This is a genomic window from Actinacidiphila sp. DG2A-62, from assembly GCF_035825295.1.
Classification (GTDB): Bacteria; Actinomycetota; Actinomycetes; order Streptomycetales; family Streptomycetaceae; genus Actinacidiphila.
Genome location: NZ_JAYMGI010000002.1, coordinates 7,298,345 through 7,323,625, shown reverse-complemented (window position 1 = coordinate 7,323,625; position 25,281 = coordinate 7,298,345). Strand labels below are relative to the sequence as shown.

The 25,281-nt window shown below is 75.7% G+C and carries 19 protein-coding genes, 2 tRNA genes and 2 pseudogenes; 14 read left to right on the top strand and 9 right to left on the bottom strand.

Annotated features, from left to right (window positions below; all coding sequences use genetic code 11):
* The first annotated feature begins 8 nt into the window (after nucleotides 1-8).
* The 5 genes and pseudogenes from VSR01_RS32520 to VSR01_RS32500 all read left to right on the top strand — a co-directional run bounded on the left by VSR01_RS32520 (nucleotide 9) and on the right by VSR01_RS32500 (nucleotide 6,421).
* Nucleotides 9-1,547 carry an acyl-CoA carboxylase subunit beta gene (locus VSR01_RS32520; RefSeq protein WP_326453949.1) on the top strand — a complete coding sequence of 513 codons (1,539 nt, stop codon included), beginning with the start codon at nucleotides 9-11 and terminating at the stop codon, nucleotides 1,545-1,547.
* A 61-nt stretch (nucleotides 1,548-1,608) separates the two neighbouring features.
* Nucleotides 1,609-3,716 (top strand): annotated as a pseudogene (locus VSR01_RS32515) (ATP-binding protein).
* Entirely contained in the window at nucleotides 3,713-4,900 is a 1,188-nt protein-coding gene (locus tag VSR01_RS32510; RefSeq protein ID WP_326452565.1) for an acyl-CoA dehydrogenase family protein, read from the top strand. The pseudogene VSR01_RS32515 and the gene VSR01_RS32510 overlap by 4 nt, the downstream one beginning before the upstream one ends.
* Before the next feature lie 148 nt (nucleotides 4,901-5,048).
* On the top strand, nucleotides 5,049-5,792 hold the full coding sequence (locus VSR01_RS32505; protein WP_326452564.1) for an enoyl-CoA hydratase family protein: 744 nt from the start codon (nucleotides 5,049-5,051) through the stop codon (nucleotides 5,790-5,792).
* A complete protein-coding gene (locus tag VSR01_RS32500) occupies nucleotides 5,780-6,421 on the top strand; it encodes a TetR/AcrR family transcriptional regulator (protein WP_326452563.1) in 642 nt (213 codons plus the stop codon). Before VSR01_RS32505 ends, VSR01_RS32500 begins: the two co-directional genes overlap by 13 nt.
* 34 nt (nucleotides 6,422-6,455) lie before the next feature.
* Here the strand turns inward: VSR01_RS32500 and VSR01_RS32495 are convergent, their stop codons facing one another.
* Together VSR01_RS32495 and VSR01_RS32490 are read right to left on the bottom strand one after the other, a co-directional pair.
* Nucleotides 6,456-6,725 carry a GNAT family N-acetyltransferase gene (locus VSR01_RS32495; RefSeq protein WP_326452562.1) on the bottom strand — a complete coding sequence of 90 codons (270 nt, stop codon included), beginning with the start codon at nucleotides 6,723-6,725 and terminating at the stop codon, nucleotides 6,456-6,458.
* 346 nt (nucleotides 6,726-7,071) lie between these two features.
* Nucleotides 7,072-7,380 (bottom strand): annotated as a pseudogene (locus tag VSR01_RS32490) (GNAT family N-acetyltransferase); the annotation flags it as partial.
* Nucleotides 7,381-7,579: 199 nt separating this feature from the next.
* On the opposite strand from VSR01_RS32490, the gene VSR01_RS32485 reads away from it, so the two are divergent.
* Nucleotides 7,580-7,885, top strand: coding sequence for a DUF6343 family protein (locus VSR01_RS32485; RefSeq protein WP_326452561.1), 306 nt, complete (start codon nucleotides 7,580-7,582; stop codon nucleotides 7,883-7,885).
* 165 nt (nucleotides 7,886-8,050) lie between these two features.
* Here the strand turns inward: VSR01_RS32485 and VSR01_RS32480 are convergent.
* Nucleotides 8,051-8,124, bottom strand: a tRNA-Met gene (locus tag VSR01_RS32480).
* A gap of 638 nt (nucleotides 8,125-8,762) precedes the next feature.
* On the opposite strand from VSR01_RS32480, the gene VSR01_RS32475 reads away from it, so the two are divergent.
* The 3 genes from VSR01_RS32475 to VSR01_RS32465 all read left to right on the top strand — a co-directional run bounded on the left by VSR01_RS32475 (nucleotide 8,763) and on the right by VSR01_RS32465 (nucleotide 12,978).
* On the top strand, nucleotides 8,763-10,388 hold the full coding sequence (locus tag VSR01_RS32475; protein ID WP_326452560.1) for an ABC-F family ATP-binding cassette domain-containing protein: 1,626 nt from the start codon (nucleotides 8,763-8,765) through the stop codon (nucleotides 10,386-10,388).
* A 237-nt stretch (nucleotides 10,389-10,625) separates the two neighbouring features.
* A complete protein-coding gene (locus tag VSR01_RS32470; RefSeq protein WP_326452559.1) occupies nucleotides 10,626-11,576 on the top strand; it encodes a pseudouridine-5'-phosphate glycosidase in 951 nt (316 codons plus the stop codon).
* 157 nt (nucleotides 11,577-11,733) lie between these two features.
* Nucleotides 11,734-12,978 carry a carbohydrate kinase family protein gene (locus tag VSR01_RS32465; protein WP_442785597.1) on the top strand — a complete coding sequence of 415 codons (1,245 nt, stop codon included), beginning with the start codon at nucleotides 11,734-11,736 and terminating at the stop codon, nucleotides 12,976-12,978.
* A gap of 15 nt (nucleotides 12,979-12,993) precedes the next feature.
* Here VSR01_RS32465 and VSR01_RS32460 read toward each other — a convergent pair whose 3' ends face one another.
* Complete coding sequence (locus tag VSR01_RS32460) at nucleotides 12,994-13,590, bottom strand: TetR/AcrR family transcriptional regulator (RefSeq protein WP_326452558.1); 597 nt, start codon at nucleotides 13,588-13,590, stop codon at nucleotides 12,994-12,996.
* A gap of 171 nt (nucleotides 13,591-13,761) precedes the next feature.
* Here VSR01_RS32460 and VSR01_RS32455 point away from each other — a divergent pair, with 171 nt between their 5' ends.
* Nucleotides 13,762-15,114, top strand: coding sequence for an MFS transporter (locus VSR01_RS32455; RefSeq protein WP_326452557.1), 1,353 nt, complete (start codon nucleotides 13,762-13,764; stop codon nucleotides 15,112-15,114).
* Here VSR01_RS32455 and VSR01_RS32450 read toward each other — a convergent pair.
* A tRNA-Leu gene (locus tag VSR01_RS32450) sits at nucleotides 15,077-15,163 on the bottom strand. The genes VSR01_RS32455 and VSR01_RS32450 overlap by 38 nt on opposite strands.
* A 181-nt stretch (nucleotides 15,164-15,344) precedes the next feature.
* Entirely contained in the window at nucleotides 15,345-15,695 is a 351-nt protein-coding gene (locus VSR01_RS32445) for a chorismate mutase (protein ID WP_326452556.1), read from the bottom strand.
* A gap of 134 nt (nucleotides 15,696-15,829) precedes the next feature.
* On the opposite strand from VSR01_RS32445, the gene VSR01_RS32440 reads away from it, so the two are divergent.
* Complete coding sequence (locus VSR01_RS32440; protein ID WP_326452555.1) at nucleotides 15,830-16,765, top strand: formate dehydrogenase accessory sulfurtransferase FdhD; 936 nt, start codon at nucleotides 15,830-15,832, stop codon at nucleotides 16,763-16,765.
* A 38-nt stretch (nucleotides 16,766-16,803) separates the two neighbouring features.
* Here VSR01_RS32440 and VSR01_RS32435 read toward each other — a convergent pair whose 3' ends face one another.
* Nucleotides 16,804-17,847, bottom strand: coding sequence for a bile acid:sodium symporter family protein (locus VSR01_RS32435; protein WP_326453947.1), 1,044 nt, complete (start codon nucleotides 17,845-17,847; stop codon nucleotides 16,804-16,806).
* A gap of 333 nt (nucleotides 17,848-18,180) precedes the next feature.
* Between VSR01_RS32435 and VSR01_RS32430 the strand changes: the two genes are divergently transcribed.
* The 3 genes from VSR01_RS32430 to VSR01_RS32420 all read left to right on the top strand — a co-directional run bounded on the left by VSR01_RS32430 (nucleotide 18,181) and on the right by VSR01_RS32420 (nucleotide 22,004).
* Nucleotides 18,181-19,050: a LysR family transcriptional regulator gene (locus tag VSR01_RS32430; protein ID WP_442785596.1), complete on the top strand. Its 870-nt coding sequence runs from the start codon at nucleotides 18,181-18,183 to the stop codon at nucleotides 19,048-19,050.
* Between the two features lie 320 nt (nucleotides 19,051-19,370).
* Nucleotides 19,371-21,197 carry an AMP-dependent synthetase/ligase gene (locus VSR01_RS32425; RefSeq protein ID WP_326452553.1) on the top strand — a complete coding sequence of 609 codons (1,827 nt, stop codon included), beginning with the start codon at nucleotides 19,371-19,373 and terminating at the stop codon, nucleotides 21,195-21,197.
* A gap of 75 nt (nucleotides 21,198-21,272) precedes the next feature.
* Entirely contained in the window at nucleotides 21,273-22,004 is a 732-nt protein-coding gene (locus tag VSR01_RS32420) for a class I SAM-dependent methyltransferase (RefSeq protein WP_326452552.1), read from the top strand.
* Nucleotides 22,005-22,086: 82 nt separating this feature from the next.
* On the opposite strand, the gene VSR01_RS32415 is transcribed toward VSR01_RS32420, so the two are convergent.
* Nucleotides 22,087-22,803: a Clp protease N-terminal domain-containing protein gene (locus tag VSR01_RS32415; protein WP_326452551.1), complete on the bottom strand. Its 717-nt coding sequence runs from the start codon at nucleotides 22,801-22,803 to the stop codon at nucleotides 22,087-22,089.
* 31 nt (nucleotides 22,804-22,834) lie between these two features.
* Nucleotides 22,835-25,048 carry a phage holin family protein gene (locus VSR01_RS32410; protein ID WP_326452550.1) on the bottom strand — a complete coding sequence of 738 codons (2,214 nt, stop codon included), beginning with the start codon at nucleotides 25,046-25,048 and terminating at the stop codon, nucleotides 22,835-22,837.
* Between the last annotated feature and the right edge of the window lie 233 nt (nucleotides 25,049-25,281).

The window sequence follows — 25,281 nt, the reverse complement described above, 5'->3', positions numbered from 1 at the left end:
GCGCGGTGATGCTGGAGCGGCTCGCGGAGGTGTCCGCGGCGCACGCAGAGGCGCTGGCCGGCGGCGGCCCGAAGTACCAGGACCGGCACCGCGCCCGCGGCAAGCTCACCGCGCGCGAGCGGATCGAGTTGCTGCTCGACCCCGACACCCCGTTCCTGGAGCTGTCGCCGCTGGCCGGCTGGGGCAGCGACTTCACCACCGGCGCGTCCATCGTCACCGGCATCGGCGTCGTCGAGGGCGTCGAGTGCCTGGTGACCGCCAACGACCCGACGGTGCGCGGCGGCGCGAGCAACCCGTGGACGCTGCGCAAGGCGCTGCGGGCGAACGAGATCGCGTTCGCCAACCGCCTGCCGGTGATCAGCCTGGTGGAGTCCGGCGGCGCCGACCTGCCCAGCCAGAAGGAGATCTTCATCCCCGGCGGCGCGCTCTTCCGCGATCTGACGCGGCTGTCGGCGGCCGGGATCCCCACCGTGGCCGTGGTGTTCGGCAACTCCACCGCCGGCGGCGCGTACGTGCCGGGGATGTCCGACCACGTGATCATGGTCAAGGAGCGCTCGAAGGTCTTCCTCGGCGGTCCGCCGCTGGTGAAGATGGCGACCGGCGAGGAGAGCGACGACGAGTCGCTGGGCGGCGCGGACATGCACGCGCGCGTCTCCGGCCTCGCCGACCACTTCGCGGTGGACGAGCCGGACGCCCTGCGCACCGCCCGCCGGGTGGTGGCCCGGCTCAACTGGCGCAAGCTGGGCCCGAGTCCGCGCCCCGACCCGCGCCCGCCGCTGTTCGACGAGGAGGACCTGCTCGGCATCGTGCCGGGCGACCTGCGCATCCCGTTCGACCCGCGCGAGGTGATCGTGCGGATCGCCGACGGCTCGCAGTTCGACGAGTTCAAGCCGTTGTACGGGCCGAGCCTGGTGACCGGCTGGGCCGAGGTGCACGGCTATCCGGTCGGCGTACTGGCCAACGCCCAGGGCGTGTTGTTCAGCCAGGAGTCCCAGAAGGCCGCGCAGTTCATCCAGTTGGCCAACCAGCGCGACATCCCGCTGCTGTTCCTGCACAACACCACCGGCTACATGGTGGGCCGCGAGTACGAGCAGGGCGGCATCATCAAGCACGGCGCGATGATGATCAACGCGGTGTCCAACTCGCGGGTCCCGCACATCTCGGTGCTGATGGGCGCGAGTTACGGCGCCGGGCACTACGGCATGTGCGGCCGCGCCTACGATCCGCGCTTCCTGTTCAGCTGGCCGAGTGCGAAGTCCGCGGTGATGGGCCCGGCCCAACTGGCCGGTGTGCTCTCGATCGTGGCCCGCCAGTCGGCACTGGCGAAGGGACGGCCCTACGACGAGGCGGCGGACGAGGCACTGCGGGCGATGGTCGAGCAGCAGATCGAGGCGGAGTCGCTGCCGATGTTCCTGTCCGGGCGGCTCTACGACGACGGCGTGATCGACCCGCGCGACACCCGCACGGTGCTCGGCCTGTGCCTGTCCGCGGTGCACGGCGCGCCCGTCGAGGGCGCGCGCGGCGGCTTCGGCGTCTTCCGGATGTGAGGGGCGGGACGATGACGGACGGGACGAGGACGGCGGACGCCGGCCGGGGACGATCCGCTGCGTGCTGGTGGCCAACCGCGGCGAGATCGCCCGCCGGGTCTTCCGCACCTGCCGCGACCTGGGCATCGCGACCGTCGCGGTGCACTCCGACGCGGACGCGGACGCCGCGCACGCGCGGGAGGCGGACGCGGCGGTGCGGCTGCCGGGCGACGCGCCCGCGGACACGTATCTGCGCGCCGACCTGCTGATCGCGGCGGCCCGCGCGGCCGGCGCGGACGCGGTGCACCCGGGCTACGGATTCCTGTCCGAGAGCGCGGAGTTCGCGCGGCAGGTGGAGGCGGCGGGACTGGTGTGGATCGGTCCGCCGGCCGCCGCGGTCGAGGCGATGGGCTCCAAGACCCGCGCCAAGGAGCTGATGGCCGCGGCCGGCGTGCCGCTGTTCGCCGCGCTCGCCCCGGCCGCGGTGACGGACGCCGACCTGCCGCTGCTGGTGAAGGCGGCGGCCGGCGGCGGCGGGCGCGGTATGCGGGTGGTCCGCGAACTGGCGGCGCTGGAGGACGAGTTGGCTGCCGCCCGGTCGGAGGCGGTGAGCGCCTTCGGTGACGGGGAGGTCTTCCTCGAACCGTACGCGGAAGGCGCGCGGCACATCGAGGTGCAGGTGCTGGCCGACGCGCACGGCACGGTGTGGGTGCTCGGCGAACGCGACTGCTCGTTGCAACGGCGGCACCAGAAGGTCGTCGAGGAGACGCCCGCGCCCGGTCTGCCGGACCCGGTCAGGCGGGCCCTGCACGAGGCGGCGGCGCGCGCCGCCGCGTCGCTCGGCTACACCGGCGCGGGCACGGTGGAGTTCCTGCTCGCGCGCGACGGCCGCCCGTACTTCCTGGAGATGAACACCAGGCTCCAGGTGGAGCACCCGGTCACCGAGTGCGTCACCGGCCTCGACCTGGTCGCCTGGCAGATCAGGATCGCCGAGGGCGCCGCGCTGCCGGACCGGGCGCCGCGCCCCCGCGGCCACGCGATCGAGGCGCGGCTGTACGCGGAGGACCCGAGTCGCGGCTGGCAGCCGCAGCCGGGGCCGCTGTTCCGGCTCGACGTCCCGGGCGTGGACGCGGAGTTCGGCACCCCGGCGGACCGCGTGGCGGGCCTGCGGCTGGACGCCGGAGCGATCGGCGGCGACACGGTCGGTGTGCACTACGACCCGATGCTGGCGAAGGTGATCGCCTGGGCGCCGACCCGCGCCGAGGCCGTGCGCCGCCTCGCCCACGCGCTGGACCGCGCCCGGCTGCACGGCCCGGTCACCAACCGCGACCTGCTGGTCCGCGCCCTGCGCCACGCCGACTTCGCGGCGGCGCGCCTGGACACGGACTTCCTGCCCCGGCACGCGCGGGAGCTGGGCATCGGCCCGGCGGAGGGGCCGGCCCCGCGGGGAGCGTCGGCGCGGCGGAGGGCAGCGCACCAGCTGAGGGCGACTCGGCGGAGGGCGACGCGGCGGGGGGCGGCGACGGGCCAGAGCGGTTGGCCGCGCTCGCCGCGGCGCTCGCGGACGCGGCGCGGCGCACATCGGGCGCGACGTCCGCGGCGGGCGGGCCGGGCGGGCCGGGCGGCCCCGGCCGTGGGGCCGTCCCCGTGAGCGTGCGGCTCGGCGGCTGGCGGAACGTTTTCTCGCAGCCGCAGCTGAAACGCTTCCGCAGCGAGCCGGACGGGCGCACGTACGACATCCGCTACCGGCTGGAGCGGGCCGGAGCGCTGACCGCCGCGGGGTTCGAGGACACCACGCTGGTCAGCGCCGCGCCGGACCGCGTGGTGCTGGACGTGGCGGGCGTGCGGCACGCCTTCGAGGTCGCCGCTTACGCCGAACGGGTGTTCGTGGACTCCCCCTTCGTGCGGATCTCGCTGACCGCCCTGCCGCGCTTCACCGAGCCGGGACAGCGGGCCGCGCCGGGCTCGCTCCGTGCGCCGATGCCCGGCACCGTCATCCGGATAGGTGAATTCTCGCCGGGCGACCGCGTCGAGGCCGGCCGCCCCCTGCTGTGGCTGGAGGCGATGAAGATGGAGCACGTGATCGCCGCGCCCGTCACCGGGACGCTCACCGAACTCACCGCCGACGTCGGCCGCCAGGTCGAACTCGGCGCCGTACTCGCCGTCGTCAAGGAGGAGACAGGGCCATGAGCACCGTCCGGAGCACCTTCGACAGCGCGCTGCTGGAAAGCGACGAGCGGCGGGCGCTGCGCACCGCCGTGGGCGACCTCGGCCGGCGGTACGGACGCGCGTACTTCACCGCCGCCGTGCGGGCGGGCCGGCACACCGACGAGCTGTGGCAGGAGGCCGGCGGCCTCGGCTACCTCGGTGTGAACCTCCCCGAGGAGTACGGCGGCGGTGGCGGCGGCCTCGCCGAACTGGCCCTGGTCCTGGAGGAACTGGGCGCGGCGGGCTGCCCGCTGCTGCTGCTGATCGTGTCCCCGGCGATCTGCGGCACGGTCATCGCCCGGTTCGGCGCCGAGGCGCAGAAGCGGCGCTGGCTGCCCGGCCTCGCCGACGGCTCGGTGCGGATGGCGTTCGGCATCACCGAGCCCGACGCCGGCTCCAACTCGCACCGCATCACCACCACGGCGCGCCGCGACCCGGCCGGCGGCTGGCGGCTCACCGGCCGCAAGGTGTTCGTCTCCGGCGTCGACATCGCCGACGCGACGCTGGTGGTGGGCCGCACCGAGGACGCGCGCACGGGGCGGCTCAAGCCGTGCCTGTTCATCGTGGAGCGCGGCACCCCGGGCTTCGAGTACCGGCAGATCGAGATGGAACTGTCCGCGCCGGAGAAGCAGTTCGAGCTGGTCCTGGAGGACGTCGCGCTGCCCGCCGACGCCTTGGTCGGCGACGAGGACGCCGGGCTGCTCCAGCTGTTCGCCGGGCTCAACCCCGAGCGCGTGATGACCGCCGCGTTCTGCCTCGGCATGGGCCGCTACGCGCTGGACCGGGCCGTGGAGTACGCCCGCACCCGCGAGGTCTGGAAGCAGCCGATCGGCGCCCACCAGGCCATCGCCCACCCGCTGGCCCAGGCGCACATCGAACTCGAACTGGCCCGGCTGATGATGTGGAAGGCGGCGTACCTCTACGACGCGGGCGACGACATGGGCGCGGGCGAGGCGGCCAACATGGCCAAGTACGCCGCAGCGGAGGCCTGCGCGAAGGCCGTGGACCAGGCCGTCCACACCCTCGGCGGCAACGGCCTGACCGCCGAGTTCGGCCTCGCCTCGCTGCTGACCGCGTCCCGGGTCGGCCGCATAGCCCCGGTCAGCCGGGAGATGATCCTCAACTTCGTCTCCCACTACACCCTGGGCCTGCCCAAGTCCTACTGAGCGCGCGCCGCCGGCCGATCGCCCGCCCGTCCCGCCTCTTCCGCCTGCTCCCCCCGTTCCGTCTGTTCCCGCTGTTCCGCCTGCTCCCCCCGTTCCGCCTGCTCCCCCGGTTCCGTCTGTTCCGACCTCCGCACGACTGGAGTCCGCCGTGACCACAGCAACGCCCCTGGTGCGCCGCGACGCCGACCGGGGCATCGCCGTCCTGACCCTCGACTCGCCGCACAACCGCAACGCCCTGTCCGCGGCGCTGATCGCCGAGCTGACCGGCGCGCTGGACGAGGCCGCGAGGGACGACGCGGTGCGCGCGGTGCTGCTCACCCACACCGGCCCGGCCTTCTGCTCCGGTGCGGATCTGAAGGCCGACGGCTTCGCGGACGGTCCGCGGCTGCTGGTCGAGCTGGTCCGGCAGATCGCCGAGCTGCCCAAGCCGGTGGTCGCGCGCGCCGACGGCCACGTCAGGGCGGGCGGGCTCGGACTGCTGGCCGCCTGCGACATATCCGTCGCGGGGACCGGCGCGACGTTCGCGTTCTCCGAGGTGCGGCTCGGCCTCGCGCCGTCGGTCGCGTCGATCCCCGTGCTGGCCAGGGCCGACCACCGGGCCGCCGCCCGGTGGATCCTGACCGGCGAGTCCTTCGACGCCGCGGAGGCCGTCAGGACCGGCCTGGTGACCGCGCCGGTCGAGGCGCTCGACGCGATCCTGGCCGGCCTGCGCGCCTCCTCCCCGCAGGGCCTCGCGGAGTCCAAGCGGCTCACCACCGCGCGGCTGCGCGAGCTGCTGGAGGCGGACGCGCCGGCGCTGACCGCGCAGAGCGCGCGGCTCTTCGCCTCGGCCGAGGCCGCCGAGGGCGTGCGGGCGCTGCTGGAGAGGCGGGACCCGCCGTGGGCCCTGTGACCGCCGGACCCGCGGCCGTGGACCGTACGCCCAAGCAGGAGCGGAGCCGGGCGACCCGGCAGCGCATCCTTGAGGCGGCGATGGCGTGCCTGGCCGAGCACGGCTGGTCGGGGAGCACGGTCGCCGTGGTGTGCGCGCGGGCCGGGGTGTCACGGGGCGCGGCGCAGCACCACTTCCGCACTCGGGAGGAGCTGTTCACCGCGGCCGTCGCGCACGTCGCGGAGCAGTGGATGATCGCGGTGCGCGAGCGGGCGGCGCGGGCGCTGCCCGCGACCGGGCCCGACCGCACCCGCGCGGTGGTGCAACTGCTGGTCGACGTGCACACCGGCCCGCTGTTCCGGGCCGCGCTGCACCTGTGGGTCGCGGCGGCCGACGAGGAGGCGCTGCGTCCGCTGGTGGGCGCGCTGGAGGCGCGGATCGGCCGGGAGGCGCACCGGCTCGCGGTGGAGATCCTGGACGCGGACGAGTCGCTGCCGGGCGTGCGGGAGACCGTCCAGGGCGTGCTGGACATGGCCAGGGGCCTGGGCCTGGCCAACCTGCTCACCGACGACTCGGCGCGCCGCGCGGGCATCGTCCGGCAGTGGTCGCTGCTGCTGGACGCGGCGCTGCGGGCTCCGCGCCCGGACTGAGCCGGACACCCGGTGCGGCAGGCGGCAGGCGGGATCAGGCGGGGCCGGTGAGGTCGTGGATGTACCGCCACTCCGTCGCGAAGGTCTGGTAGCCGAGCCCGCGGTTGATCGCGAGCATCGGGGCGTTGCCGTCGTCGTTGCCGGTGAAGGCCTCGCGGTAGCCGGCGGCGCGGGCGAGCCGCAGCGAGTGGGCCTTCGCGGCCCTGGCCAGGCCCCGCCTGCGGAAGGCCGGGCGGGCGGCGGTGCGCGCGGAGAAGTACCGGTCCCGGCCGTCGGTGTGGGCGATGACGAAGGCGGCGACCACCCCGTCCACCTCGGCGGCGATGCTCAGCGCGGGGTCGAACTCGGGCCGGTCCCAAGATCACGGTCCGCCAGTCGGCGAAGCTCATGGCGTCCGGCGGCACGTCGCTCGGCTCGTCGAGGAAGCTCTCGGCGTCGGCCTCGTACAGCGGCCGCAGGTCGTCGGCCCAGTGCGCGGCGGGCAGCAGCCGCACCCCCTCGGCGACGGAGGGGGCGGGCGGCCGCTCGGCGAGGTCGAGCCGCAGGAACCGCGAGGACCGGCCGCGCCGGTAGCCGCGGGCGGTGGCGAAGGCGTGGTGCTCGGGCCGGTCCTCCGCCCAGGCGTACGCGGTGTGCCCGCCGATGGCCGTGAGGTGGGCCTCCGCCGCGGCCAGCAGCGCGCTGCCGGCGCCGCGGCCGCGGTCGGCGGGGCGCACGGTGATGTTGGCGAAGGTCCGGCCGGGGTCGTCGGTGTCCGCGAAGACGCCGGCGCGGGCGCAGCCCACGAGCCGGCCGTCGTCCTCGGCGAGCAGCAGCCGGTAGTGCTGCCGCGCGGGCGACGCGGTGGCCAGCGCGTGCACGCCGCGGGCGGTGTGCACCAGGTACGGCAGTGTCTCGCGCAGCAGTTCCGCGACGGCTTCGGCGTCCTCGGCGCGGTAGTCACGAATGGTCAGGGCCATGGCGAGGCACCCTACGCGCCGCCCCGGCACGCCGCCTCCGTATTTCCGCCCGGCCGGTGCGTATGCCCGGCCGCCGGACCGGGCAGGCGCGGGGACGGAGGGGGGTCGAGCAGGCGAGGCCAGGCGGGCCGGTCGGCGGCTGGGGCGTCGACGGAGCTCGCGGGCCGACGGGCGGACACGCGATCAGGGAGATGGCGAGATGTCGCCGACGACGCACAGGACGGGTTCCGAGCCCGTGCAGGCGCGCAGCCCGTTGCGGCTGCGCCTGACGCTGGCCGTGCTGGGGGTGGTGTGGGGCACGGCCGCCGCGGTGGGGTTCGCGCTGGCCGACCACCCCGGCTGGGCCGCGGTGACCGCGGCGATCGCCGCGCTGGCGCTCGTCGACACGGTGCTGGTGATCCGCCACATCCGCCAGGGGCCGCACTACCAGCCGGGCCGGTCGGTCCCGCCGTACCGGCCGGTGGAGCGGGAGGACCCGCCGCGGCCCCGCGGCCGGCGCCGCTGAGACGGCCGAGCAGCCGGCCACCGAGCCACCGAGCCACCGAGCCACCGAGCCACCGGGCCACCGAGCCACCGAGCCACCGAGCCACCGAGCCACCGAGCCACCGACGATACGAGCGGGCATGCGAAAGGCCCGGCACAGTCGATCGTGCCGGGCCTTCGCCCTGAGTAGCGGGGACAGGATTTGAACCTGCGACCTCTGGGTTATGAGCCCAGCGAGCTACCGAGCTGCTCCACCCCGCGTCGGTGAACACCACCTTACGTGCTGTCGCACCCTCCCGCCAAATCGCCCCGCCCGGGCCACACGGCCGCCGGCAGGCGGCCCCGCGCCCCCCGCACCGATTGCCGGGGGCGTCGGCCCGGCCCGGGCGACACCTCGCGGCACCCCCGGCGCGGCTCGGCACGGCTTCCCGCGCCGCCGACGCGGGCCGACGCGAACCGGCGCGGGCCGACGCGAACCGGCGCGGCCTCGCAAGCACCCCGCGCGCGGGCCGCGTGGAAAACACGTTGCGGCCGGGGTGGTCGCCGCCTACCGTCGGTGACGGCCTGTCGTCGTCCGAAGGAGTGGGCCGTTGCTCGTGTGAGCCTCCGGGTCACCGTTGTCCGCGCCGCGTCGTGTCCGTACGACGCCCCGCCGCGGCATGTGTGCGCGACCCCGGCCACGAGCAGCCCCCGGAGCCCCACGCCTCCCGCGTGACCGTACGCCTCCGCGTCCGATGCCCTCCGCGTTCCCGTCGCGTCCCCTCCGCGTTCCCGTCGCGTCCCGCGCGGCCGGCCGCGGCCGTACGCCCCGGACCGCTCGCCGCTCCAGGCCGCACGCACACCCGGTGACCCGTTCCGCTGCCCAGATCACCACCCACGCCAGCGACCGGGAGCCCCTCATGTCATCGACACCGTCCACCGCCGCGTCCCTCGTCTGCACCCGCCTGACCTTCGCCTGGCCCGACGGGACCGGCGTCTTCGACGACCTCACCTGGTCGGTGGGCCCGGGCCGCACCGGCCTGATCGGCCTCAACGGCGCGGGCAAGTCCACCCTGTTGAAGCTGCTCGCCGGCGAACTGACCCCCGCCTCGGGCACGGCGAAGGCGAGCGGCGAGATCGGCTACCTGCCGCAGGACGTCTCGCTCGACACCTCGCTGCGGGTCGACCGGGCGCTGGGCATCGACGCGGCCCGGGCCGCCCTGCACGCGATCGAGGCGGGCGACACCGCAGAGGAGCACTTCGCCGCGGTCGGCGACGACTGGGACGTCGAGGAGCGCGCCCGCGCCACCCTGGCCGGCCTCGGCCTCGACCGGATCGGCCTGGACCGCACGGTCGGCGACGTCTCCGGCGGCGAGTCGGTGCTGCTGCGGCTGGCCGCGCTGCTGCTGCGCCGCCCCGCCGTGCTGCTGCTGGACGAGCCGACCAACAACCTCGATCTGCGCGCCAGACGCGGCCTGTACGCGGCGGTCGAGGCGTGGCGCGGCGTGCTGGTGGTGGTCAGCCACGACCGCGAACTGCTGGAGCGCGTCGACCAGATCGCCGACCTGCGCGGCGGCGAGGTGCACGGTTACGGCGGCAACCTGTCGGCGTACGAGGAGGCGCTCGCCGTCGAGCAGGAGGCGGCCGAGCGCCAAGTGCGCGCCGCCGGGGCCGACATGAAGCGGCAGCAGCGCGAACTGGCCGAAGCCCAGGTCAAACTGGCCCGGCGGGCGCGGTACGGGCAGAAGATGTACGACGCCAAGCGGGAACCGCGCATCGTGATGAACGAGCGCAGACGGCAGGCCCAGGTGTCCGCGGGCAAGCACCGCCAGCTGCACGCCGACCGGCTGGAGGGGGCCAGGGAGCGGTTGCAGGAGGCGGTCGCGGCGGTCCGCGACGACGACGAGATCCGGATCGACCTGCCGCACACCGCGGTTCCGGCCGGCCGCACCGTGCTCACGCTGCGCGAGCTGGAGCTGCGGCACGGCGTGCGGGCGGAGCTGGACGTGCACGGGCCGGAGCGGATCGCGCTGATCGGCGCGAACGGCGCGGGCAAGACCACGCTGCTGCGCACGATCGCCGGCGAGGTGCCGCCGGCCGCGGGCCTGGTCATGACGCACGTGCCGGTCAGGTACCTGCCGCAGCGGCTGGACGTCCTGGACCCGGAGGTGTCGGTGGCGGGCAACGTCGCGGCGTTCGCGCCGTCCGCGACCGACAACGAGGTGCGGGCGCGGCTGGCCCGGTTCCTCTTCCGGGGCGCCCGGGCGGACCGGCCGGCCGGGTCGCTGTCCGGCGGCGAGCGGTTCCGCGCGACGCTGGCCGCGCTGATGCTCGCCGAGCCGGCGCCCCAACTGCTGATGCTCGACGAGCCGACGAACAACCTGGACATGGCGTCCGTCGGGCAGTTGGTCACCGCGCTCGCCTCGTACCGGGGGGCGCTGCTGGTGGCCGGCCACGACCTGCCGTTCCTGCGCGAGCTGGGGATCACGCGGTGGCTGCGGATCGAGGAGGGGGAGCTGGTGCGGGTGGCGGAGGAGGAGGTGTGAGCCGCGGGCGGCCCGCGTCGCCCGGTTCGGAAGGGCGGCGCGGGCCAGGACGGCGGCCCCGGCCCCCGGAGCGCTGCCCGGCCCGGGAGGGCTGCCCGGCCCGGGAGGGCGGTCCGGCCTCGGGAGGACGGTTTGCGCAGGTGCCACGGGCGCGGCCGGGACGGCCCAGGCGTACGGACCCGCGTGCCGGCCCCGCCTCGATGTTTGGCGGCGGGCCCGGCGTGCCAGGTAAGGGCCATGAGCAGCTTGAGCACTGACGGTCCCCGCGCGGTCGCCGCGCCCGCCCTGTCCGACGAGGTCGCCGACGCGCTGGCCGCGCGCGTCCCGGTGGTGGCCCTCGAGTCCACGATCATCGCCCACGGCCTGCCCAGGCCCCGCAACCTCCAGGTGGCGCGGGAGCTGGAGCAGATCGTCCGGGACGCGGGCGCGGTGCCGGCGACCGTGGCGGTGCTGGACGGCGTGCCCCGGGTGGGCCTGGACAAGGACCAGGTCGAGCGGGTCGCGCAGGACCCGTCGCTGCGCAAGCTGGGCTTCCGCGACCTCGCCCCGGCGCTCGCCGCCGGGGCGAGCGGCGCGACGACGGTGTCGGGCACCGCGTTCCTGGCCGCGCGGGCCGGCATCCGGGTCTTCGGCACCGGCGGGCTGGGCGGGGTGCACCGCGGCTGGACGGAGGTGCAGGACGAGTCCGCGGACCTGTCCCTGCTGGCCAGGACGCGGATCACGGTGGTGTGCGCGGGCGTCAAGTCGATCCTCGACGTGCCGGCGACGCTCCAGCGGCTGGAGACGCTGGGCATCGGCGTGCTCGGCTACGGCACCGACCGCTTCCCCGGCTTCTACCTCACCGACTCCGGCGAACCGGTGGACTGGACGGTCCGCGCGCCGGACGAGGTCGCGGCGGTGATGGCCGCGCAGGACGCGCTCGGCGGCCACGAGTCGGCGCTGATCGTGGCCAACCCGGTGGCCGCCGAGCACCAGCTCGACCCGGAGCTGCACGACCGGGTGCTGGCCCAGGCCTTGGCGGCGGCGGACCGCGAGGGCGTCACCGGGCAGGCGATCACGCCGTTCCTGCTGGCGTATCTGACCGAGCACACCGGCGGCGCGTCCCTGGAGGCCAACCTGGCCGCGGTGCGCGGCAACGTCGCGCTGGCCGGCGCGATCGCCGCGAGCTGGGCGGAACGCTCCCGGTGACGCGGCTCGCCGCGGGCGACGAGGCGGGTGGCGCCGTCACCGACGCCGCCCGGGCCGCGGGGCCGGCCAGGCCGCGGGGGCCGACGCGCGGGCCGACGCGGAGACGGGTGCGGCCGGGCGGTCTCCGGGCCGCCGGCCGCCCGGCTCCGGCCTGCTGGTGGTCGGCGAGGTGGTCACCGACGTGGTGGCCCGCCACCGCGACCCCCTCGCGCCCGCGACCGACACGGCCGCGCGGATCGAGCTGCTGCCGGGCGGCGCGGGCGCGAACGTGGCGTGCTGGGCGGTCACCGCGGCAGGCGGCCCGCACCCCGGACCGGGCGGCGCGCACGCCGACGGGAGCGGTAGGGACGCGAGCGGTACGGACGCGAGGCGCGCGGACGCGAGCCGTACGGACACGAGCCGTGCGTCCGCGAGCGGTCCGCCCGCGGGTGATCCGGACGGTGGTGATTGGGACGCGGCTGATCCGGACGCCGGTGATCCGGACGCGAGCGGTCCGCCCGCGGCTGGCGCGTCCGCCGCTGCGGGCCCGTACCGGCTAACCCGCGGCGCGGACACCGCGCCTCCTGCGCCCAGCGGGGCGAGCGGCGCCGGCCCCCTGACCGTACGGCTGCTGGCCAAGGCCGGCGCGGACACCGCGCGCTGGCACCGGGCCGCGCTGCGGCGAGCGGGTGTGGAGCCGGTGCTGCGGGTCGACCCGGACCTGCCGACGGCCGTGGTGATCGCGCTGGTCGACGCCGCCGCGGAACGCACCCTGGTCACCGACTCGGGCGCGGCGCTGCGGCTCGGTCCGCGGGACTGGGACGCGGCGCTGCTGGACGGCGTCGGCCATGTCCACGTCTCCGGCTACCTGTTGTTCTCCGCGCCCGGTCGCGCCCTCGCGGCGGTGGTCGGGGAGGCGGCCCGCGCCCGTGGCGTGCCGGTGAGCGTCGACCCGGCGTCCGCGGGCTTCCTGCGCGCCTCGGGTGTGGCGCGCTTCCTGGAGGCGGTCGCCGGGGTCGACCTGCTGCTGCCCAACGCGGCGGAGGCCGCGGCGCTGTGCGGCCGCCCCGAGACCACCGACGCGGCCACCGACCAGGACGGGGCCGCCGACGACGCGGCCGAGCTGAGCGCGCGGCTGCCGGGCACGACGGTCGTGGTGACGCTGGGCGCGATGGGTGCGCTGGCGGCGCGCGGCGGCCGTGTCGTCGCCCGCGTCCCCGGGCTGCCGGTGACCCCGGTCGACACCACCGGCGCGGGCGACGCGTTCACCGGCGCCCTCCTCGCGGCCCGCCTGACCGGCGCGCCGCTCCCGGCGGCCCTGGCCGCGGCCTGCGCCACGGCCGCGACCGCCGTGACCGTGGTGGGCGGCAGGCCGGCGGCCGCACGGCTGGGCCTGGACGACGGCGTGACCGCCCCTGCGTAGCGGGGACGGACACGCTCAGCGGTCCGGGTCCCCGCCCCAGGCCGTGAGCAGTAGCCGTACGTGCTCGCCGAGCCGGGCGGGGGCCATGGCGATCCCGGTCTCCAGGATGACGGCGATCACGGGGCCGGTGAGCTGGGCCGCGGCGAGGTCGGCGGCAGGCATCCGGGGGGCGTGCGGGCGGACCCGGTCGAGCACGGCGGCCGTGGCGGCGCCGACGAGTCCCGCGCCGCGGACGAGGTCGCGCACCGCCTTGTCGTGCTGGGCCTCGCCGAGCAGCGCCCGGTAGGCGAGTCCGGCCGGTGAGACGGTGAGGAACGCGGTCAGCGCCGCGAGGTAGACGGCCAGGTCGTCGGCGGGGCGGGCGCGCGGCTCGGTGGCCAGTTCGCGCCGCGCGTCGTGGACGCTCGCCTCCAGCAGGATCTCCGCCTTGGTGGACCACCAGCGGTAGACGGTCTGCCGTCCGACACCGGCCCGTTCGGCGATGCCCTTCATCGTCATCGCCGCGTATCCCTGCTCGACGAGCATGTCGTCCACGGCGTGGAGCACGGCGATCCGCGCCGCCTCGCTGCGGGGGCGGCCCGGGGCGGCGCGGCTGCCGGCGGTGCGTGACATACGGCCAGCTTATCAAGACACGATGCCTCGATATGATGCTACTCTCATAACGAGTCACCATGCCTCGATATTGCGGCGAGCGCGCCGTCCGGCCCTGCCGCACCGGGAGAGAGAAGTCCCCGTGAACCCGATGAACCCGAACCACCGCCCGGCGACCCCGGGGAGCCGGGCATGACGGCGCCCGCGACGCCACCCGGTCCGGCGCCGACGCCCCACTCCGCCACCGCGCTGACGAACCGCCAGGTCACGCTGGCCTTCCGGGGCCTGCTGGCCGTCCGGCTGCTCGGCGCCCTGGCCGACGGCGTGATGCTCCCCTTCGTCGTCCTGTGGGCGCACCGGGACGGCGGGCTGAGCGGCGCGGCGGCCGGCGCGCTGTTCCTGGTCCAGGCGGTCGGCGAGTTCACCGGCGGCCTGGCCGGGGGCGCCCTGGCCGACCGGATCGGCCACCGCCGCATGCTGCTGATCTCCACGACCGGCATGGCGCTCGGCTACGGAAGCCTGTTCCTGGTGCACCACGCGGTCCTGGCGATCGGGGCGTTCCTGCTCGCCGGGCTCTTCGAATCGGCCTTCCACCCCACCATCGCCGCCCTGATCGGCGACCTGCACGCGGACGAGGACCTGCACCGCGCCTACGGGCTGACCCGCGTCGTCGCCAGTGTCGGCGGCGTCGTCGGCCCGGTCCTCGGGGCGGCGGCGGTCGCCCTCTCCCTGTCGAGCATGTTCGCCGCGGCCGGGGTGCTGCTGGCCGGCGCGGTGCTCGCGGTGTGCGTCGCCGTCCCCTCCGACCGCGCGATCGGTCCGCGGACCTCCGAGGGCGACGACGAGGAGGAGCCGGCGGGCGCGCTCGGGCAGATCCTGCGCGACCGCCGGCTCGCCCTGCTCGTCCTCGGCGGCGGCCTGCTCGCCATCACCTTCACCTGGTTCGAGGCAGACGGCCTGGTGCTGCTGCGCCGGCTGCACTCGCTGGGCACCACCGCCTACGCGGTCCTCTTCGCCGTCGACGCGGTCGCCACCGTCGCCTTCCAGACCGCGGTCAGCCGCTGGGCCAGGCGCCGCGGCACCGCCCGAGTGCTCTTCGCGGGCGCCGCCCTGCAGGGCGCGGGCCTCGCCGCCATGGCCGCGGCCGGGCTCGGCTACCCGGTCTTGGTCGCCGCGGTCCTGGTCATGTCCTTCGGGATGATGCTCTCCGGTCCCACGACCTCGGCCTTCGTCAGCCGCCACGCCGCGCCGGGCCGCGGCGCCACGTACCAGGCCGCCCTGTCCACCACGCAGGACATCGGGACCGCGATCGGCCCGACCTCCGGACTCGCCCTGGGCCGCACCGGCCCGGCCGCCCTGGTCTGGCTCCTCGCGCTCCCGCTGAGCCTCGTCGCCGGCCTCGCCACCGTCCGCGCCGCGCGACCGGCCCGCGGGGAGGAATCCGGCCCGGCCGCTCCCGCGGACGGCCAGGACAACAGAAAAACCCCTGCGCAGAGGGGTTTTTCGCTGGTGTCCGAGGGGGACTTGAACCCCCACGCCCGATAAAGGGCACTAGCACCTCAAGCTAGCGCGTCTGCCATTCCGCCACCCGGACCCGGGTACGCCGCCGCGACCGTGCGTGCTCGCGGTGACGGCTACAACGATACCAAGGTTTCGGGGTGGTCCTCACCCGCGAAAACGGCGGCCGGGCGGTCACGCCGGGTGACCACGGGGAGTCCGGCCGGAAGGTCCGGGGCGGCCGGCCGCGAGGTCCGGGGGCGGCCGCCGCGGAGCCGTCAGGCCGGCGGCGCGGCGCCGTCCTGCTTGGCGGCGATGGCCCGGTGGTGGCGGACCACCTCCTCGATGATGAAGTTCAGGAACTTCTCGGCGAAGGCCGGGTCGAGGCGGGCGTCCGCCGCCAGCCGGCGCAGCCGGGCGATCTGGTCGGCCTCACGGGCGGGATCGGCCGGCGGCAGGTTGTGGGCGGCCTTCAGCTCGCCGACCTGCTGGGTGCACTTGAAGCGCTCGGCCAGCAGGTGCACCAGCGCCGCGTCCAGATTGTCGATGCTCCCGCGCAGGGCCCGAAGCCTGGTCAGCGCTTCCTCGTCGCCCACCAAGGTCCCCTCGGCGGTCGGCTGGTCGTTCATCTCGCTCTGCCATCCTGGTAGGTCGTGGTGCTCGCCTGCGGCTGCCGCCCAAACCCTATGACACCCTTCCAGGAGCGGGTCGTACGCGACCAGGTGGCGGACACCGGTGCGGCGAGGGCGAGGAGGGCCGGAGCATGGGACGGGTCACCGAACGGCGGCGGGTGCTGCGGATCAGGGGCGACGCGGTCTCCCACCGCGCGGACACGCTGGTCGCCGAGGAGCCGCTGGAGATCCGGCTGAACGGCAAGCCGCTGGCGATCACCATGCGCACCCCCGGCGACGACTTCGCGCTGGCCACCGGCTTCCTGGTCAGCGAGGGCGTGATCGGCGCGGCCGAGGAGGTCGCCAACGTCGTCTACTGCGCGGGCGCGACCTCCGAGGGCGTCAACACCTACAACGTGGTGGACGTGCGGCTGGCCCCGGGCGTCCCGGTCCCCGACATCACCCTGGAGCGCAACGTCTACACGACGTCGTCCTGCGGGCTGTGCGGCAAGGCGAGCCTGGACGCGGTGCGCACCACCGCCCGGTGGCCGCTCCCCTCCGCCGAGTCTCCCGAGGCCGCCAAGTCTCCCGAGGACGCCGAGGACGCCGAGCACCCCGGGGCCGCCGACGCTCCCGGGGGCGGCGGCCGGCCCGGGGCGGTGCGTCTCACACCCGCCGCGCTGGCCGCGCTCCCGGACCGGCTGCGCTCCGGCCAGGCCGTCTTCGAGCGCACCGGCGGCCTGCACGCCGCGGCGCTGTTCACCCCGCAGGGCGACCTGGTGGACCTGCGCGAGGACGTCGGACGGCACAACGCGGTGGACAAGCTGGTCGGGCGGGCGCTGCGCGCGGGGCTGCTGCCGCTGCACGACCTGGTGCTGATGGTCTCCGGACGCGCCTCGTTCGAGCTGGCGCAGAAGGCCGTGATGGCGGGCATCCCGGTGCTCGCCGCCGTCTCCGCGCCGTCCTCGCTCGCGGTGGACCTGGCCGCGGAGACCGGGCTGACACTGGTCGGCTTCCTGCGCGGGGACTCGATGAACGTCTACGCCGGCGAGGCACGTATCGCCCTGCCCGCACCACAGGCCCCCTGACGCCGCTTCGGCTCCCGGAGCGCCGCGCCGCGCGCCGGTCAGGTGCCGGTCCCCTTCCCCGTGCCCGACGCCGGCGCGGGCGCGTGCCCGGGCGCGGGACCGCCGGCCGGTACGGGCGTGCGAACCGGCTCCCGTACGGCGTCCGTCCCCTCCCGCGCCCAGCGCTTGGCGATCACCGCGCACACCATCAGCTGCATCTGGTGGAACAGCATCAGCGGCAGCACCACGAGCCCCGCGCCCGAGCCGAACAGCACGGTCGCCATCGGCACCCCGCTGGCCAGGCTCTTCTTCGAGCCGGCGAAGACGATGGTGACGCGGTCGGCGCGGTCGAAGCCCAGCCGCCGGGCGCCGTACGAGGTGACCGCGAGCATCACGCCGAGCAGCAGCGCCTCGGCGACGAGCAGTTCCAGCAGCCGCGGCGCCGGGACCTGGTGCCAGATGCCCTCGGCCATGCCGGCGCTGAACGCCGCGTAGACCACCAGCAGGATCGAGCCGCGGTCGGCGCGCGCGAGCACCTTGCGGTGCCGGGCGACCTGCTTCGCGGTCCAGCGGCGCAGCAGTTGTCCGGCCAGGAAGGGCGCGAGCAGCTGCAGCGCGATGGCGGTCACCGCGTGCCCGCTGATCCCGGCGCCGCCGCCGACGAGCGCGGCGGCCAGCAGCGGGGTCAGCACGATGCCGGCGAGGCTGGAGAAGGAGCCGGCGCAGATCGCGGCGGCGACGTTGCCGCCGGCGATCGAGGTGAAGGCGATGGAGGACTGGATGGTCGACGGCAGCACGCACAGGAAGAGGAAGCCCGGATAGAGGCGGGGCGCCAGGACGTACGGCTCCAGGCCGCGGGCGGCCAGGCCCAGCAGCGGGAAGACGACGAAGGTGGCGGCGAGCACGGTCAGGTGCAGCCGCCAGTGCCGCAGCCCGGCGAGCGCCTCGCGGGTCGACAGCCGGGTGCCGTAGAGGAAGAACAGCAGCGCGACGGCGGCGTCCGCGGTCCCCTGTGCCACGCCCGCGGCCCGTCCGGTGGCCGGCAGGACCGCGGCGAGCAGCACGGTGCCGAGCAGCGCGGCGATGAACGGGTCGACGGGCAGCCGCCGCGGCAGGCGCGGGCTCGGCGTCAGGCGGCGCGCGAGGCGGCGCGCCGGGCTCGGAGGGGACGGCGGCGCCGGCCGGTCCGGCGCGGAGGACGGCGCGGCCTCGGCGGCGGCGTCGGCGGCGTCCGGCACGGCACCGGACACGGGGCTCGGGGCGGCGCCCGGTGCGGCGTCCGGTGCGGCGTCCGGTGCGGCGTCCGGTGCGGCGTCTTCGGCGGGGGTGGGGAGCGGCGGCACCCCACCAGCCTGCCGTGACCTGCGGACATCGGGAACCCCGCTGGCCGCACTCACTGTCATCACGGATCGCGATGACCGGCTAGGGTGGGCGTCGTGTTCGATCCCGTACAACTGCGCACCTTCCTCGTCGTCGCGCAGACGCTGAGCTTCACCCAGGCGGCCCAGCGGCTCGGCGTTCAGCAGTCCACGGTGAGCCAGCAGGTGCGCCGGCTGGAGGAGGCGGCCGGCGCCCGGCTGTTCGCGCGGGACACGCACGGCGTGGAGCTGACCGAGGACGGCGAGGCGATGCTCGGCTTCGCCGGCACGATCCTGGAGGCCAACGAGCGCGCCGCCGGCTTCTTCGCCGGCACCCGGCTGCGCGGGCGGGTGCGCTTCGGGGTCTCGGAGGACTTCGTGCTGACCAGGCTGCCGGAGATCCTGGCCGGCTTCCGCCGCGAACACCCCGAGGTGGACCTGGAGTTGACCGTCGAGCTGTCCGGCACGCTGCACCGGATGCTGGACGCGGGGCGGCTGGACCTGTGCCTGGCCAAGCGGGACGGCCCGGACGGCCCGGGCCGGCTGGTGTGGCGGGACAAGCTGGTGTGGATCGGCGGCGAGCGGCTGCGGCTGGACCCGCGGCGTCCCGTGCCGCTCATCGTGTTCCCGCCGCCGGGCATCACCCGGGCGCGCGCGTTCGAGGTGCTGGAACGGCACGGCAGGACCTGGCGGGTGGTCTGCACCAGCGGCTCGCTCAGCGGCCTGGTCGCGGCGGCGCACGCCGGGCTCGGCGTGATGGCGCACACCCAGGGGCTGGTCCCGCAGGGGCTCGCGCGCCTGCCGGCGCGCTCGGGGCTGCCCGAACTCGGCGCGGTGGACTTCGTCCTGCTGCACGGCCGGCGGCGGTCCACCGCGCAGCAGGCCGCGGACGCCCTCGCCGACGCGATCCTCGCCGGCGGCGACCGGCTGCACCGCCCGCTGCCCTGACGCGCTCGGGGCACCCGCGACCGCTCTGCCGGCCCCTGCCCCGGCGTCCGTTCTCCGGTGCGCGGTGTGGCGAAAGATGCAGATGAGACCCCAGGGAGTGGAGCGACCGTGACAGGGGCGGGCAGATTTGGTGGAGATCCCCCCGCCCGGCCGGGTACCGGAATGCGCCGCCGCGCCCCGCGATCGCGCTGCCGCACCGGTCGCAGGCCCTGCGACCAGCGGCTTCTCCGCCTTCGCCGGGCGTTGTCGCGGCACTCCCGTTCCCGTCGGGGATCAGGTAGCTTACGGGCCCGCACAGCGCGGTCCTAGGAGCACACGTCTTGCGTCAGTTCACCGTTCCTCCACTGGTCACCACGCCTCAGGCCGGTGGCTTGGCGGATGCCGTGTTCGGCAACGCCGAGCAGAGCCCGGACCAGGTGGTGCTCGGACGCGCGGACGGGGAGGGCGGCTGGCACGACGTGACCGCCGCGCAGTTCCGCGACGAGGTGGTCGCGGTGGCCAAGGGGCTGCTGGCGGAGGGCATCAGGTTCGGCGACCGGGTCGCCATCATGTCCCGCACCCGCTACGAGTGGACGCTGTTCGACTTCGCGCTCTGGGCGATCGGCGCGCAGTCGGTGCCGGTCTACCCGACCTCGTCCTCCGAGCAGGTGCGCTGGATGCTGCACGACTCGGACGCGGTGGCCGCGATCGTGGAGCACGAGGACCACGCGATGACGGTCGGCGCGGCGGTGGACGAGCTGCCCCGGCTGACCAGGCTGTGGCAGCTGGACTCGGACTGCGTCAGCGAACTGGCCCTGGCCGGGCGGCACATCGGGGACGACGTGGTGGAGCGGCACCGGCTCGCGGTCACCCCGGACGCGGTGGCCACCGTCATCTACACCTCCGGCACCACCGGCCGGCCCAAGGGCTGTGTGATCACGCACGCCAACTTCATGGCGGAGACCGACAACGTGGTGGCCCGCTGGGAGCCGGTGTTCGCCAACAAGCCGGGCGAGGAGCCGTCCACGCTGCTGTTCCTGCCGCTGGCGCACGTCTTCGGGCGGATGGTCGAGGTGGCGGCGGTGCGGGCCCGCATCCGGCTGGGCCACCAGCCGAGCATGGCGGCGGTGGACGTGCTGCCGTCGCTGGCGTCGTTCCGGCCGACCTTCGTGCTGGCGGTGCCGTACGTCTTCGAGAAGGTCTTCCAGGGAGCCCGCCGCAAGGCCGAGGCGAGCGGCAGGCTCGGGCCGTTCGACAAGGCGGTGGACATCGCGGTGCGGCACGCCGAGGCGATGGAGGCGCGCGCCTTCGGCACCGGCCCGGGCCCGAGCGCCGGACTGCGGATGCAACACCAGTTGTACGACAAGCTGGTCTACAGCAAGGTGCGTGAGGCGCTGGGCGGGCGGGTGCGGCACGGCATCTCCGGCGGCTCGGCGATGGACCGCAGGCTCGGGCTGTTCTTCAGCGGCGCGGGCGTGACGATCTACGAGGGCTACGGGCTGACCGAGACCACCGCCGCGGCCACCGCGAACCCGCCGGAGCAGACCCGGTTCGGCACCGTGGGCCTGCCGGTGCCGGGGACCACCGTGCTGATCGCGGAGGACGGCGAGATCTGGCTGAAGGGCGGCCAGGTCTTCGGCGGCTATCTCAACAACGACAAGGCCACCGACGAGGTGCTGCACGACGGCTGGCTGGCCACCGGCGACCTCGGCGCGCTGGACGAGGACGGCTACCTCACCATCACCGGCCGCAAGAAGGAGATCCTGGTCACCAGCGGCGGCAAGAGCGTGTCGCCGGTGGTGCTGGAGGAGAAGGTGCGCGGCCACCCGCTGGTCGGGCAGTGCGTCGCGGTCGGCAACAACCGGCCGTACGTCGCCGCGCTGATCACGCTGGACCCGGACGCGGTGGCGCACTGGCTGACGATGCGCGGCAAGCCGCGGATGACGCCGGCTCAGCTGGTGCGCGACCCGGAACTCGAACTGGAGATCCGGCGGGCGGTGGTGGCCGCCAACACCCTGGTCTCGCAGGCCGAGTCCATTCGCACCTTCCGCATCCTGGGCACGCACTTCTCCGAGGAGCGCGGCACGCTGACGCCGTCGATGAAGCTCAAGCGCCGGGTGATCGAGACGGTGTACGCGGACGAGATCGAGGCGCTGTACCGGGGTTGAGGCCGGATCGCCCGTAACCGGGGCGCAAGGCTGCGGGTCGGCCGCCGTTCATGTGGGGCTCCTAGCATGTCCCACATGCTGGACTACGACCTGGAGGCGGCGCGTTACGACGCGACGCGCGGGGGAGTTCCACGGGCGCGGTCCGCCGCCAGGGCGGTGCTCGCCCTGGTGCCGGAGCACGCGAGGACGCTGCTGGACGTGGGCTGCGGTACGGGCCTGGTCAGCGAGCGGCTGACCCGGCCGGGACTGCGGGTGTACGGGGTGGACGCGTCGATCGGCATGGCGCGGGTCGCGGCGCTGCGGATCGGCGGGGGCCTCGCGCTGGGCGACAGCAGACGGCTGCCGTTCGCCGACGGGTCGCTGGACGCGGTGAGCGCGGTGTGGCTGCTGCATCTGATGCCGGACGCGCCCGCGGTGATCGCCGAGTGCGCGCGGGTGCTGCGGCCCGGCGGGACGTTCGTGACCACGGTCGACAAGGACGCCGGGCACGACACGGACAGCGACGTGGACCGGCTGCTGGCGCCGTACCGGGTGCGCCGGGCGTACGACGCGCAGTCCCGGGTGGCGGTGGTGGCCTCGGAGCACGGGCTGCGGCGGGCCGGCGAGGCCCGGTTCACCGGCCACGGGCAGGGCAGGACGCCGGCCCGGGTCGCCGAGGACCTGTCCCGGGGCGCCTTCTCCTCGGCGCTGCGGCTGGACGAGCGGTCGGCGGCGGCGCTGGCCGGGCGGCTGCTGACGCTGCCCGACCCGGACGTGCCGCGCGCCGACCCGGTGTACCGGCTGCTGGCGCTGCGCAAGGAGGCGTGACGGTTCCGGCGGCCCGCCCGCGGACCGCGGGCGGCCGGTCGGCGGGCGGCCGGTCGGCGGGCGGCCGGTCGGCGGTGCGCGGTCAGCCGGGGATGCGGGAGAGCTGGTCGAGCACCCACCGCTCCGTCGCGTCGTGCGTGACGCCCAGTCCGGTCAGGGCGACGGCGCACCGGTCCTGCTCGTCGCTGAGGACGCCGAGCAGGATGTGCTCGGTGCCGATGTAGTTGTGGCCGAGGCGCAGCGCCTCGCGCAGCACCAGTTGCAGGGTCTTCTTCGCCGCGGCGCCGACCGGGAGGTTCCCGGTGAGCGGCTCGCTCTCCTGCCCCCGAGTGGCGACGGCCGCGCGCACCGCGTCGGGCTCCGCGCCCTGCTCGGTGATGGCGCGGTAGGCGAAGGTCCCCTCCTGGTGCAGCAGTCCGAGCACGAGGTGCTCGGGTTCGACGCTGCCGTGCCGGGCCTTGCGGGCCTCCTCCTGCGCGGCCTCCACGGCCTTGCGGGCGCGCGGGGTGAACCGGCTGAAGCTGCCCTCGACGTCGAGGTCGAGGTCCTCGGGCACCTTGGGCACGAACCGCTTCTGCGCGGCCTGCTTGCTGACGCCCATGTGGCGGCCGATCTCGGTCCAGGACGCGCCGGCCCTGCGGGCCTGGTCCACGAAGTGCCCGATGAGGTGGTCGGCCACCTCGCCGAGGTGGGAGCCGACGGTGACGGCGTGCTCCAGGTCCTCCAGCGGGTCGCTGCCGGGGTGCTGCTGCTTGACGTAGTCGATGAGGTCGTCGAGTCGCACGGGCTGCTGAGTCATACGTCAACGTTAGGTTGACGATCGCCCGGCGTCAACCCGCAGTTGACGATTCGCCCAGCGGTACGGAGTCGGGCGCGTCCGGCTCCGCGCAGGAGTCCGTACCAAGGTCCGATCCGGCGTCCGCGACGGATTCCGCGACGGGGTCCGCGACGGGTTCCGCTACGGGTCCCGGGAGGCGGCCCGGAACCGTACGGTCGGCCGCGACGGCAGGGCGGTCCGGCGTCGCGCGGGCCAGCCAGCCGCGGAACAGCCCGTGCAGCGCCTCGGCGCCGACCAGCGGCTCCTCCCCCACCGCGAGTTCCGCCGGGTGCAGCAGGAACGGCCGGGACTGCGGGCCGCCGAGGCCGCCGTGCGAGCCGGCCTGCTCCTCGAAGGCGTGCACGGCGCCGGTCGCCGGGTCGACTGCGGAGTTGACCATCAGGTCCGCGGTGTGCGGGAAGGCGTCGGCGCGCAGCACCGCCGCCGCCGCGCCGGGGCCGAACGGCGCGAGCGGGTCGGGCTGTCTGACCCGGCCGGTGGCCGGTTCGTGCTCACCGCCGTCCCGGCCGAGCACCAGCGGCCCGTGCGGGCCGCGCACCAGCACGAAGCCGATCCCGGGATGAGCGGTCAGCGTGGGCAGCAGCTCGGGGCTGCGGCGGCTGATCTCCTCCAGCGTCGCCCGGCCCTCGATGTCGGGGAACGAGACCAGGCCGAGGTTGCCCGAGGCCAGCACCACCGGCTCGGACGGCGGGCCCTCGCACTCCGCCTCCTCCGCGCCGCGACCGCGCTCGGGCCGCCGCAGCGCCGAGCGCGCCGCCGCCCGGGCCTCGGCGCCGCCGCGCGGCCGGCGACCGCTGCCACGGCCGCGACCGGGCCGTCGCCCCCGTCCGCGCCCCTGCGCCCCCGCCGCCGTCCCGTCGGCCAGCCCGCAGCCGGTGCGCACCAGTTCCCGCAGCGTGAGGCCGTACGCGCCCTCGAAGGTCTCCCCCGCGCTCTGCCCGTGGTCGGACAGCAGCACGAAGCGGTAGCCGCGCGGCGCGTACCGGGCCGCGTCGGCGATCAGCCGCACCGAGCGGTCCAGGCGGGCCAGCACCCTGCGGGCGTCCCTGCTGTGCGGGCCCGAGTGGTGCGCGACCTCGTCGTAGGCGACCAGGTCGGCGTAGACCACGCGGCGGCCGGCCAGCATGTCGCCGATCACCGCGGCCACCGCGACATCGCGCTCGACGACGGTGGCGAACGCCCGCAGCATCGGGTACAGCCCGCCGCGCTTGACCCGGGGCCGGTCCCGGCGCAGCCGCGCCGCGGTGGACTCGGCGACCTCCCGGCACACCTCGGCGCTGAACGACCAGGCGGTGCGCACCGCGTGGGCGGGGTCGGAGAAGTAGGCGAAGTAGCCCGAGCGCGACCGGCTGAACGTCCCGGCGCGCACCGCGACCGACATCACCAGCGCGGACTGCTCGGCGCCGCCGGTGAAGAGGTTGCCGCGGGAGGCGCCGTCGTCGGCCAGCAACCCGGGCGAGCCGGTACGGGCCACCGCGCGCCGCTCCAGCTCGGCCGCGCTGGACGGCCGGTTGCAGACCATGACCTGCCCGGTCTCCTTCTCGTACCAGCGGAAGGCCGGCACGTCGTGGTTGCTGCCGTGCAGGATCGCCAGCTGGCTGGCGCCGGTCTGGCTGCTCCAGTCGGTGCGCCACTCGACGAGCCGGTGGCTGTCGCGGTACCAGTCCGCCACGGTCGGCATCGTCGGCGGGCGGCGGGTGAGCGCCTCGCGCAGCACGTCGTGGCCGACCCCGTCGAGCTGGAGGAAGACCGTGCCGGGGCCGTCCGGCGGCGGGAGTTCGCCGGCGTGCTGGGCCCGGCGGCCGGCCAGCCGGGCGAGCCTGCGGCCGTACGCGGCGTCGTCGCGCACGGCGAGGGCGGTGCTCGCGGCCGAGGACGACGCCGACATCACGGCGGCGATCACCACGGCGGTCGCCATGCCGACGCCGCCCGGGCCCCCGGGGGTCACGCGGAACGCGATCAGCAGCAGCGAGCCGTTGAGGAAGAACACCAGCGCGCCCAGCACCAGGGCGGGCACCAGCAGCAGCGCGCGCACGATCAGCGGCCAGACCAGCGCGCTGAGCACGCCGAACGCGCCGGCGCCGATCGCCGCGGTGACCGCGATCTGGGTCGGGCTGCCGCCGTCCGGCGACTCGATCCGGAAGTCCGGCAGCACCCACGCCAGCAGGGCCAGGGTGGCCGAGGCGACCGCCCACACCGCGAGCACGCGGCCCGCGGCCCGCAGAGCGCTCCGGCCCGCGGCCCGTCTCCGACTCACTCCCGGCTGAGGCACGCCCCCACACTGCCACACCGCGCGGTGCGGCCCGATCACGGTTGGGCATACCCTCGGACCTGCGGTGCTCGCGCCCGCCGGGCGCGCGGCGGGGGTACGCGGGGCCGGTGCGGGCAGGCGGTTGCGGACAGGCGGTACGGCGGGTGGGCCCGCAGGTCGCGCGGGGC